The sequence below is a fragment of the Roseomonas sp. 18066 genome (assembly GCF_902706185.1).
Taxonomy (GTDB): Bacteria; Pseudomonadota; Alphaproteobacteria; order Acetobacterales; family Acetobacteraceae; genus Pseudoroseomonas.
Genome location: NZ_CACSJM010000023.1, coordinates 41,524 through 50,324 on the forward strand (window position 1 = coordinate 41,524; position 8,801 = coordinate 50,324).

The window sequence follows — 8,801 nt, forward strand, 5'->3', positions numbered from 1 at the left end:
GAAAGCCGCCTGTCAGCTTGGCGCAATGCAACCCTGCCAAACAGGGCGCGGCCGAGGGCGGAGGGGATTGGATGCGCATCCTGCTGGTGGAAGACGAGGTCGAGCTGGCCGGCGCCCTGCGCGCGGCGCTGGACCGGCGCGGCATCCTGGTCGACTGGGTCGCCAGCCTGGCCGAGGCGCGTGAGGCGCTGAGCGGACCGGGCGCCGCCACCGGGCTGCGCGCCATCCTGCTCGACCGCCGGCTGCCGGATGGCGACGGGCTGTCGCTGCTGCCGGCGCTGCGCCACCTGCCCGACGCGCCCCCCGTCATCCTGCTGACCGCCCGCGGCCAGACCGCCGAGCGGGTCGAGGGGCTGGATGCCGGCGCCGACGACTACCTGGTCAAGCCTTTCGCGGTGGAGGAGCTGCTGGCGCGGCTGCGCGTCGTCACCCGCCGCCGGGTCGACCCCGCCGCCGAGCCGATCGCCCTCGGCCGGCTGCATTTCGACCCGATCCACCGCGAGGCGCGGGTCGAGGGTGGCATCCTGGCCCTGCCGCGGCGGGAGCTCGCCCTGCTGGAGCTGCTGCTGCGCCGCGCCGGCCGCGTCGTGCTGCGCGAGGCGATGGAGGCCTTCATCTTCGGCTTCGACGACACGCCGACCTCGAACTCGCTGGATTCGCATGTCTCCCGCCTGCGCCGCCGGCTGGCCGAGGCCGAGGCCGGCATCGCCATCCATGCGCTGCGCGGCCTGGGCTACATGGCCCGCCCCGAGTGAGCTGCGCGCCGAAGGGCACCCCCCGCCTCGCCCGCCGGCTGATCATCGGCCTGGCGGCGCTGCAGGCCGTGCTGGTGATCGTGCTGATCCTCACCGAGCCGCTGCGCGAAAGCAGCCGGCCGGGCGACCTGCTGCCCTGGCTGGCCGCCGAGCAGGCCGGCCAGATCCTGGCCCCCGCCATCGGCCGCAACGCCGCCGGCAACCTGGCGCTGCAGGTGACGCCGGAGCTGCGCGACTACATGCAGGCCCGCCCCGCCTTCTGGTTCGTCGTCACCGATGGCGACCGGCTGCTGCGCGGCGGCGCGGTGCAGGACCGCAACAAGGACGTGGTCGACGATGACGGCGTGGTGGTGCCCAGCCGCATGTCGGGCCAGGGCGCGCCGATGCTGCTGGCGACGCCGGCAGGCCGCGTCGGCGCCATGCTGGGCAATGCGCAGAGCGGGCTGCTGGAGGGCCTGGCGGTCTGGCTGGCCGACCGGCTGTGGCATGGGCTGGTCGGGCTGCTGCTGCTGGCGCTCGGCAATGCCGTGGTGATCCTGCTGCTGGTGCGCTTCCTGCTGCGCCCGGTGCGCGCCGCCGCCGCCGCCGCCCAGGCGCTGCAGCCCGAGCAGCGCGGCATGGCCCTGCCGGAGGAAGGCGTCCCCGCCGAGATCCTGCCCCTGGTCAGCGCCACCAACGCGGCGCTGGCCCGGCTGGAGCATGCCCATGCGCAGCAGCGCCGCTTCATCGCCAATGCGGCGCATGAGCTGCGCACGCCGATCGCCATCCTGACGCTGCGGCTCGACGCCCTGCCCGACGACGCGCTGCGCCAGCGGCTGCAGCAGGACCTGCAGCGGCTGACCCTGCTGGCCGTGCAGCTGCTGGACCTGGAGCGGCTGCAGCATGCCGGCCCGCCGCGGGGCCGTGTCGAGCTGGTCGCCCTGGCGCGCGAGGTGATGGCCGAGATGGCGCCGCTGGCCGTCGATGGCGGGCATGAGCTGGCCTTTTCCAGCGCGCTGCCGCGGCTGGAGGTCGCCGGCGACGAACAGGCGCTGCGCAGCGTCTTCTCCAACCTGATCGGCAACGCCCTGACCCATGGCGGCCCGGCCAACCAGGTGGCGCTGCGCATCCTCGCCGACCGCAGCCTGGAGGTCGCCGACCGCGGCCCCGGCATCCCGCCCGAGGCGCGCGACAAGATCTTCGAGCCGTTCCAGCGCGGGGCGCGCAACGGGCCGGGCGCCGGGCTGGGCCTGGCCATCGTCCGCCAGGTGCTGCAGGCGCATGGCGCGGGCATCCGCCTGGTGGAGGCGGGTATCCCGGATGGTGGCCCGGATGGTGGCCTGGGCGGGCTGCCTGGCGCCTGCTTCCGCATCACCTTCTGAGCACCGCTGGCCGCACGCCCTTGGCCGCGGGGGCGTAAATGGTTCTATCCTGCGGCATGAGCGTCTTCTCGGTCCGGCACCTCACTGAATACCGCTATCACCGCCCGGTCGCCTTCGGCGAGCACCGGCTGATGTTCCGCCCGCGCGACAGCTACGACCAGCGCCTGCTCGCCGCCCGGCTGACCACCAGCCCGGCCGCCGAGCAGCGCTGGCTGCACGATGTCTTCGGCAATTGCGTGACCCTGCTGCGCTTCGCCGGGCGCGCCAAGACCCTGGTGATCGAGACCGAGATCAGGCTGGAGCACACCCCCTTCGCCGGCCCCGACTTCCGCACCGACGAGGCCGCGCTGACCTATCCCTTCGACTATGCCGCCGAGGACCGCGCCGATCTCGGCCGCACCATCGACCGCCACTACCCCGACCCGGACGGCGCGGTGGCCCGCTGGGCGCGGCAATTCGTGGCGCAGGGCCGGCCGATCGCCACCGGCACCCTGCTGATGACCCTGTGCTACGCCATCCGCGAGAGCTTCACCTATTCCCGCCGGCACGAGCCGGGCACCCAGCCGCCGGCGGTCACCCTGCATCTGCGCCGCGGCACCTGCCGCGACTTCGCCCTGTTCATGATGGAGGCGGTGCGCAGCCTGGGCTTCGCCGCCCGCTTCGTCACCGGCTATGTCTATGTCGCCGACCGCGACGGCGATGCGACGCTGGGCGGCGGCTCGACCCATGCCTGGTGCCAGGTCTATGTGCCCGGCGCCGGCTGGGTCGAGTTCGACCCGACCAACGGCATCGTCGGCAGCCGCGACCTGATCCGCGTCGCCGTGGCGCGCGACCCGGAGCAGGCGGTGCCGCTCTGCGGCAGCTACCATGGCGCCGCCGAGGACGAGCGCGGCATGCGGGTGCAGGTCAACGTCACCACCGAAACGATCGAGGAAATCTCGGAGACCGGTCCGGAAGACTGAAACTTCGCAGCATTTTCCTGGTAAAATCCGGACCCGCCTGGAACCCTGGGCGCGGCCGCACGTTTGTCGCGTGGCCCACCCCTGTTCCGCGGAGACCTCATGAAGATCAGCGCCGGCTTCACCCTGGCCTACGACTGCCCCAAGCCGACGCCCATGCTCCTGGTGCTCAACATCCACCCGTCACGCCGCGCCGACCTGCTGACCGACCAGGTGCTGCATTTCGACCGGCCAGTCGAGGCCTGGGGCTACCTGGACGGCTTCGGCAATGCCTGCGCCCGCATCGTGGCGCCGGCGGGCCGCACCACCATCTCCACGGCCTTCACCCTGTACGATGGCGGCCTGCCCGACGTGGTGGTGCCCGAGGCCGCGCAGCACGACATCCGCGACCTGCCGGACGAGGTGCTGGTCTTCCTGCTGGGCAGCCGCTACTGCGACACTGACCGGCTGGCCGACCTCGCCTGGTCGATGTTCGCGCAGACGCCGCCGGGCTGGGCCCGGGTGCAGGCGATCTGCGACTACGTCCACGGCCGCATCGCCTTCAACTACCAGAATGCCGATGCCACCCGCTCGGCCTACGGCGCCCATACCGACCAGACCGGGGTCTGCCGCGACTTCGCCCATCTGGCGATCACGCTGTGCCGCTGCATGAACATCCCGGCGCGCTACTGCACCGGCTATCTCGGCGATATCGGCATCGCGCCGGTGCCCGACCCGATGGATTTCAGCGCCTGGTTCGAGGTCTATCTCGGCGGCCACTGGTACACCTTCGACGCGCGGCACAACCGCCCGCGCATCGGCCGCATCCTGATGGCGATCGGCCGCGACGCCACCGACGTCGCGCTGACCACCAATTTCGGCGCCTCGACGCTGGCGCGCTTCGAGGTGGTCACCCGCGAGGTCGTCGAAGCCTGACCGCCCGCCGCCCCCGGCAGCCACCGGGGGCGGCGATCGGCCCGGAAGATCAGGCGCTGTAGGTGACGGTGACCTCGCCCACGCCCTCGCAGGTGCCGTGCATCACGTCGCCCGGCTTCACCGCCGAGACGCCGGCCGGCGTGCCGGTCATGATCAGGTCGCCCGGCAGCAGCGCCACATAGCGCGACAGATAGGCGATCGCCTCCGGCACCGACCAGATCATCTGGTTCATGTCGCCGGTCTGCTGCACCTTGCCGTTCACCGTGATCTCGATCTTGCCCTGGGTCGGGTGGCCGATCTTGGCCACCGTGACGATCGGGCTAATCGGGCAGGACTCGTCGAAGCCCTTGGCCAGCTCCCAGGGGCGGCCGGCCTTCTTGAACTCGGCCTGCAGGTCGCGCCGCGTCATGTCCAGGCCGATGGCATAGCCATAGACATGGTCGAGCGCGCTCGCCTGGTCGATATCCTTGCCGCCCTTGCCGATCGCCACCACCAGCTCGACCTCGTGGTGCAGGTCCTTGGTCTGGCCGGGGAAGGGCAGCGTCCCGCCCGGCACCGCCGCATTGGCGGGCTTGGAGAAGAAGAACGGCGGCTCGCGGTCCGGGTCATGCCCCATCTCGCGCGCATGGTCGGCATAGTTGCGGCCGACGCACCAGATGCGGCCGACCGGGAAGACGCCGTCCTCCCCGGCCACCGGCACCGTGGTCTGGGGGGCGGGCTGGATGACATAGGTCATGGCGTGGGGTCCTCGTTCAACCAATTGCACGGATTGGTTACGCCTGCCCCGCCACAACGTCAAGCACGGCCCTTGGCGAAACGCCCTGCCCCGCCTTATGCCATCGGCCATGGACACCGACCCCGGCGGCACGCCGGTGCTGACCCTGCTGCAGGCCTATCTGGCGACCACCCCCCTGCCCGACTCCGGCCGGCTGCCGCCGGAGCGCGAGCTGGCCGAGGCGCTGGGCGTCTCCCGCGCCGAGCTGCGCAAGGCGCTCGCCGCGCTGGAAGCCGAAGGCCAGCTCTGGCGCCATGTCGGCAAAGGCACCTTCCTCGGCGCCCGACCGCTGGCCGCCATCACCGGCGTCGCCGAGCTCGCCCGCGCCACCACCGCCCCCGAGATGCTGCGCGCCCGCCTGGTGCTGGAGCCGCAGCTGGCCGGGCTCGCCGCCCGCCACGCCACGCCCGCGCAGCGCGCCGCCATGCGCGAGGCCATCGACGCCTCCCGCCGGCCGGGGCTCTCCTGGCGCGCCTATGAAGGGCAGGACGCCCGCCTGCACCGCGAGATCGCCGCGGCCGCCGGCAACGCACCCCTGCTGCATCTGTTCGACGAGCTGGCCGCCATCCGCCGGGTGCTGACCTGGGATCGGGCGCGGACCCGTCCCGACGGGCCGCCGGGCGACCATCCCTCCTTCGCCGAGCACGACGCGATCGTCGCAGCCATCGCCAGCAACGACGAACACATCGCGATAAAAGCCATGCACGACCATATCGCAGCGGTGCACAGGCTCATTCCATAGAAAGCGCCGGGGGGAAGTATCCCCCCGGGCCCCCTTCTATTTTTGTCAGAAAGAAACACGCTCAAAGACCGAGGCGAGACGCCAGGTCGACGAAATCCGCCGCCACCACATCCCAATCCTGCTCGGCCACCAGATCGATCTTCTGGCCGGGACCATGCTCCACAGGGCGGGCGACGAAGGCGGTGCGCAAGCCGCAACGGCGCGCCGCCGCCAGATCACCGTTATGCGCGGCAACCAGGCAGATCTGCTCGGGGCGGACGCCCAGCACCTCGGCGGTGCGCAGATAGGCCTGGGGCGTCGGCTTGTAGGCCTGCGAGACCTCGGCGCCGAGGATGGCGTCCCAGGGCAGGCCGGCGCGCTTGGCCATGTCCAGCATCAGCCGGATATTGCCGTTGGACAGCGGCGCGATGATGTAGCCCGCCTTCAGCCGCGTCAGCCCGGCCACCGAATCCGGCCAGGGGTCCAGCCGGTGCCAGGCGAGGTTCAGCGCCTCCAGCTCGTCCGGCGTGACCTTGCCGGGGTCGATGCCGAAATCCGGCAGCAGCGCCTCGAGGTTTTCCCGGTGCAGCACGTCGAGCCGGGTGAAGGGTCGTCGCCCGCTGCGCACTTCCTCCATGGCTGGCGAGTAGCGGCGGCGCCAGCCATCGGCGAAGTCGGTCGCGCTGGCGGCTGGTGCGTGCTTGGCGAGAAAGGGCGTGGCGTCGCGGGCGATGCCGCTGCGCCAGTCGACGACGGTTCCGAAGACGTCGAAGACCAGCGCCTGTACCCCATCGAGTGCCATGTCGGTGTCCCTCCTGTTGGTTGTTTTGAAGGAGACCAAAAGATCAGAGAGAAAAGAAGGGGGTCCAGGGGAATTCATTCCCCCGGCTTCAGGCCCCCGGCTTCAGGCCCGCGGCAGCGTGATCAGGAAGCGCGCGCCGGGACCGTCCGGCAGCAGGCGGATCTGGCCGCCGACGGCTTCCAGCCGGCTGCGCACGATCGGCAGCCCGAGCCCGGTGCCCCCCACCTTGCGTGCGGTGGTGAAGAAGCGGTCGAAGATGCGTCCGGCATTGCCGTTGGTGACGCCGCGGCCGTCATCGGCGACCAGGATGCCGATGCGGCCCGGCCCGGCGTCCAGCCCCCATTGGATGCGGCAGGCGGCCTCCGGGCCGGCATGCTGGCGGATATTGTCCAGCAGATTGGCCAGCACCTCGCGCAGCATGTCGCGGCCGATGGCGACCTCTGCCGCCGGCCCTTCCAGCGTGACCTTCAGCCCCGCCTCGGCATAGGGGGCCACGATGGCGGCGATGGTCGAAGCAAACTCGCAGCGTTCCGGGGCGCGCGGCTGCGGCGCCTCGGCGCGGGCCAGCTCCAGCAGGCGGCGCACCAGCCGGTCCAGCCGCAGCACGTCGCCCATGGCCTGGGCCAGGAAGCGCTCGCGCTCGGCCTCGGTCATCGACGCGCCATGCTCCTGCAGCAGCTCCAGCCCGCCACGCAGCGCGGTCAGCGGCGTCTTGAACTCGTGGCTGACCTCGGCGGCGAAGGCGCCGATATAGTCCGCCCGCTGCTCCAGCGTCGTCGCCATGGCGGTGATGGCGGCCCAGAGCTCGTCGGCCTCGCGCACCGCGCTGCGCCGGGTGCGGTCCATCGGCACCCGGGCGCCGGCGGCGACGGCCCGGGCCTGGGCGGCCACCGCCTGGATCGGCCGGCCGACGGTATAGGCGATGAAGAGCGCCAGCGCGCCGGCGGCCAGCAGCACCGCCAGCACCAGCCCGCCGATCTCCACCCGCTTGCCCCACAGGATCTGGTCCAGCGTCGCCGGCGTGCGGGAGAGGAGCACGGCGCCGATCACCTGGCCCTGCTCCAGCACCGGCTGCACGACGAAGACGCGCAGCGCCGCGCCGCGGCTGATCGAGCTCGGGCTGGTCGGCACCGACCGCGTCGGCACCCGGGCGCGCAGCGCCGCCGCCGGATGCCCGGCCAAAGCGAGGGCCACCTCCTGCTGCGCCGCCAGCGACAGGCCGAGCTCCTCGCGGCTGGTGGCCACCACTGTGCCGTGGCGGTCCATGACGCGCATGGCGGCCAGCGTCACCAGCTGCGTCTCGGCCAGCACGCTTTGCAGCAGGGCGCCGGCGCGCTGGGCCTGGGGCTCGGGCGGCTGCATCGGCGGCAGGGCCTCGGGCGGGGCGGGCAGCACCGGGTCGCGCGCCAGGTCGAGCGAGGCGCCACGCGGCGCCCAGTCGCGCTCGGCCGGCAGCGGCGGCGCCGGCAGCCCGCGCCAGGCGGCGCGATAGGCGGCGGCGATGACGGCGCCCTGCGCCACCAGCTCGCTCTCGGTCTGGCGCACCAGCGCGCTCTCATAGAGCCGCAGCATCCAGAGCCCGCCCAGCGGCAGGGCCAGCAGCAGCAGATTGGCCGCCAGCAGCAGGCTGCGGATGCGCGGCTTGCGCATCGTCACCCCGCCTGGAACCGGTAGCCGAGCCCATGCACCGTGCCGATCGGCTCGGCGCCGAGGGCCGCGAACTTGGCGCGGATATGCCGCACATGGCTGTCGATGGTGCGGTCGCTGACGATGCGGCGGTCGGGATAGGCGACCGTCATCAGCGCGTCGCGCGTGAAGACCTTGCCGGGCGCGGCGGCCATGGCGCGCAGGATGGCGAATTCGGTGACGGTCAGCACCACGGGGGCGTCGGCCCAGAAGACTTCCAGACGATCGGGGATCAGGCGCAGCGAGCCGCGCTGCACCACGGGGTCGGCCGGCGCCTCGGGCTCGGGCGGCTGCAGCCGGCGGAGCACCGCGCGGACGCGGGCCACCACCTCGCGCGGGCTGAACGGTTTTGTCACGTAGTCGTCGCCCCCCAGCTCCAGCCCGAGGATGCGGTCCACCTCGTCGTCGCGCGAGGACAGGAAGATGACGGGCACGGCGCTGGTCCGGCGCAGGCGGCGGCAGACCTCGGTGCCATCCATCTCCGGCATCAGCACATCGAGCAGCAGAATATCGGGCGCGGCCTCGGCGAAGCGGGCCAGGGCCTCCAGCCCGTCGGCGGCCTCGACCGTCTGGAAGCCGTCGCGGGCCAGGGCGAAGCAGAGGACGCTGCGGATATGCGGGTCGTCATCGACGACCAGAACCTTGGGCATGGAGAGTCCAGCGGTGAGGCAGCGCCCCGGCGGGGCCCTGCACGGCATTTGCACCAAATATCATGGCTGGCTGCAAGGCGCCTCCCTCGGCGCTGCATGCGGGCGCGCCAGGCTGCGGACCTCACCATCGCCGGAGCCCGCGCCATGATCCCACCCCTGCCCTCGCCGCCCGACGCC

At 72.3% G+C, this 8,801-nt stretch carries 9 protein-coding genes; 5 read left to right on the forward strand and 4 right to left on the reverse strand.

What is annotated here, in order from left to right:
- Nucleotides 1–71 precede the first annotated feature (71 nt).
- The 4 genes from GVN67_RS07160 to GVN67_RS07175 all read left to right on the forward strand — a co-directional run bounded on the left by GVN67_RS07160 (nt 72) and on the right by GVN67_RS07175 (nt 3,990).
- Nucleotides 72–755, forward strand: coding sequence for a response regulator transcription factor (locus GVN67_RS07160; protein ID WP_159994248.1), 684 nt, complete (start codon nt 72–74; stop codon nt 753–755).
- The gene (locus GVN67_RS07165) at nt 752–2,116 is read left to right on the forward strand and encodes a cell wall metabolism sensor histidine kinase WalK (RefSeq protein WP_159994250.1); all 1,365 of its coding nucleotides are present in this window, start codon (nt 752–754) and stop codon (nt 2,114–2,116) included. Before GVN67_RS07160 ends, GVN67_RS07165 begins: the two co-directional genes overlap by 4 nt.
- Before the next feature lie 56 nt (nt 2,117–2,172).
- A complete protein-coding gene (locus GVN67_RS07170; protein ID WP_159994252.1) occupies nt 2,173–3,078 on the forward strand; it encodes a transglutaminase family protein in 906 nt (301 codons plus the stop codon).
- Nucleotides 3,079–3,177: 99 nt separating this feature from the next.
- On the forward strand, nt 3,178–3,990 hold the full coding sequence (locus tag GVN67_RS07175; RefSeq protein WP_159994254.1) for a transglutaminase family protein: 813 nt from the start codon (nt 3,178–3,180) through the stop codon (nt 3,988–3,990).
- A 49-nt stretch (nt 3,991–4,039) separates the two neighbouring features.
- Here the strand turns inward: GVN67_RS07175 and GVN67_RS07180 are convergent, their stop codons facing one another.
- Entirely contained in the window at nt 4,040–4,726 is a 687-nt protein-coding gene (locus GVN67_RS07180; protein WP_159994256.1) for a fumarylacetoacetate hydrolase family protein, read from the reverse strand.
- 109 nt (nt 4,727–4,835) lie between these two features.
- Here GVN67_RS07180 and GVN67_RS07185 point away from each other — a divergent pair, with 109 nt between their 5' ends.
- Nucleotides 4,836–5,507 carry a FadR/GntR family transcriptional regulator gene (locus tag GVN67_RS07185; RefSeq protein ID WP_159994258.1) on the forward strand — a complete coding sequence of 224 codons (672 nt, stop codon included), beginning with the start codon at nt 4,836–4,838 and terminating at the stop codon, nt 5,505–5,507.
- Between the two features lie 61 nt (nt 5,508–5,568).
- Here GVN67_RS07185 and GVN67_RS07190 read toward each other — a convergent pair whose 3' ends face one another.
- The 3 genes from GVN67_RS07190 to GVN67_RS07200 form a co-directional block, all read right to left on the reverse strand.
- A complete protein-coding gene (locus tag GVN67_RS07190) occupies nt 5,569–6,288 on the reverse strand; it encodes a haloacid dehalogenase type II (protein ID WP_159994260.1) in 720 nt (239 codons plus the stop codon).
- Between the two features lie 102 nt (nt 6,289–6,390).
- Nucleotides 6,391–7,938 (reverse strand): HAMP domain-containing sensor histidine kinase, encoded by a 1,548-nt coding sequence (locus tag GVN67_RS07195; RefSeq protein ID WP_159994262.1) that lies wholly within the window; start codon nt 7,936–7,938, stop codon nt 6,391–6,393.
- Between the two features lie 2 nt (nt 7,939–7,940).
- Nucleotides 7,941–8,624 carry a response regulator transcription factor gene (locus GVN67_RS07200; protein ID WP_159994264.1) on the reverse strand — a complete coding sequence of 228 codons (684 nt, stop codon included), beginning with the start codon at nt 8,622–8,624 and terminating at the stop codon, nt 7,941–7,943.
- Nucleotides 8,625–8,801: the final 177 nt, after the last annotated feature.

Bases quoted from the DNA above. Each gene is read 5' to 3' on its own strand.
- GVN67_RS07160 (WP_159994248.1), top strand. From the start codon at position 72: ATGCGCATCCTGCTGGTGGAAGACGAGGTCGAGCTGGCCGGCGCCCTG.
- GVN67_RS07170 (WP_159994252.1), top strand. From the start codon at position 2,173: ATGAGCGTCTTCTCGGTCCGGCACCTCACTGAATACCGCTATCACCGC.
- GVN67_RS07175 (WP_159994254.1), top strand. From the start codon at position 3,178: ATGAAGATCAGCGCCGGCTTCACCCTGGCCTACGACTGCCCCAAGCCG.
- GVN67_RS07180 (WP_159994256.1), bottom strand. From the start codon at position 4,726: ATGACCTATGTCATCCAGCCCGCCCCCCAGACCACGGTGCCGGTGGCC.
- GVN67_RS07185 (WP_159994258.1), top strand. From the start codon at position 4,836: ATGGACACCGACCCCGGCGGCACGCCGGTGCTGACCCTGCTGCAGGCC.
- GVN67_RS07190 (WP_159994260.1), bottom strand. From the start codon at position 6,288: ATGGCACTCGATGGGGTACAGGCGCTGGTCTTCGACGTCTTCGGAACC.
- GVN67_RS07195 (WP_159994262.1), bottom strand. From the start codon at position 7,938: ATGCGCAAGCCGCGCATCCGCAGCCTGCTGCTGGCGGCCAATCTGCTG.
- GVN67_RS07200 (WP_159994264.1), bottom strand. From the start codon at position 8,624: ATGCCCAAGGTTCTGGTCGTCGATGACGACCCGCATATCCGCAGCGTC.